Origin of the sequence: Kurthia senegalensis, assembly GCF_000285595.1 — a bacterium.
Classification (GTDB): domain Bacteria; phylum Bacillota; class Bacilli; order Bacillales_A; family Planococcaceae; genus Kurthia; species Kurthia senegalensis.
In genome coordinates this window covers 1-1,070 of record NZ_CAEW01000050.1, presented here as the reverse complement: position 1 = coordinate 1,070, position 1,070 = coordinate 1, and the positions used below count along the sequence as shown (strand labels likewise).

1 protein-coding gene and 1 pseudogene are annotated in these 1,070 nt (G+C 35.4%); both read left to right on the top strand.

Annotation, left to right across the window (positions count from 1 at the left end; all coding sequences use genetic code 11):
* Window positions 1-613, top strand: a 613-nt coding sequence (locus tag KSHG_RS15525) for an LrgB family protein (RefSeq protein WP_010299886.1), incomplete at its 5' end; no start/stop codon positions are given.
* 183 nt (window positions 614-796) lie between these two features.
* A pseudogene (locus tag KSHG_RS15520) lies at window positions 797-1,070 on the top strand (branched-chain amino acid aminotransferase); the annotation flags it as partial.

Here is a 1,070-nt window from a genome sequence, read left to right as displayed (position 1 = left end):
GCTTTCTCCTTTACTAACTTGTCCGATTATTATTATCATTTTATTATTTATTTTTAATGTAGATTATGCTCAATATAACGGCGGCGCTGAATGGCTTTCAAAATTATTAGGTCCTGCAACGGTTGCTTTCGCTGTTCCTATGTATAAAAACTACGCCATTTTAAAGAAAAATGCTGTGGCGATTTTGACAAGTTTAGTTACAGGCAGTATCGTTGCAATCGTTTCTTCTTTTCTATTCGCTTTATTTGCCGGATTGAATAAAGAAATGATCAATAGTCTCGTCCCTAAATCGATTACAACACCGATTGCTATGGATATTTCGACAATGATTGGTGGAGAACCAACGATGACAGCTGTTTTCGTCATTGTAACAGGCTTAACAGGCAGTGTAGTAGGTCCAATTGTTATTCACTATATGCACTTTAAACAAGCTGCATCAAAAGGCTTATTGCTCGGTATGGGTGCGCACGGTGCCGGAACGTCAAAAGCGTTTGAATTTGGTGAAAAGGAAGGTACTTTCTCTTCTCTTGCAATGGTCGTTGCTGCATTAGTGAGCATTATTTTATCTGAAACGTTCTTCCCTATTTTCTCAAAATTTATAATTTCCTTTTAATAAAACAGCAGTAACTACTAGACATGTAGACACTGCTGTTTTATTTTTTCTTATAGACTTTTTTTATTTTATATATAGACTAGCAAGCTTTATATAAATAACATATAAATAAATTAAATTGAACTTTCGAAATATTTTAAAAAATGGTAGGCTTAACGTAAGCTTTTAAAAGGAGGCCATTACATGACAATTTCAATCACGCGAACGAACACACCGAAACAAAAACCGAATCCGGATCAGCTCGGTTTCGGAAAAGTTTTTACAGACCATATGTTTATTTTGAATTATACGAAGGAAAACGGATGGCATGATGGACGAATTATTCCTTATGCCCCCATTACAATCGATCCAGCTAGTAAAGTTTTTCATTACGGACAAGCTATTTTTGAAGGATTAAAAGCGTATCATACGGTCGACAACGACATCCTTCTCTTTAGACCTGATCGTAATTTTGCTC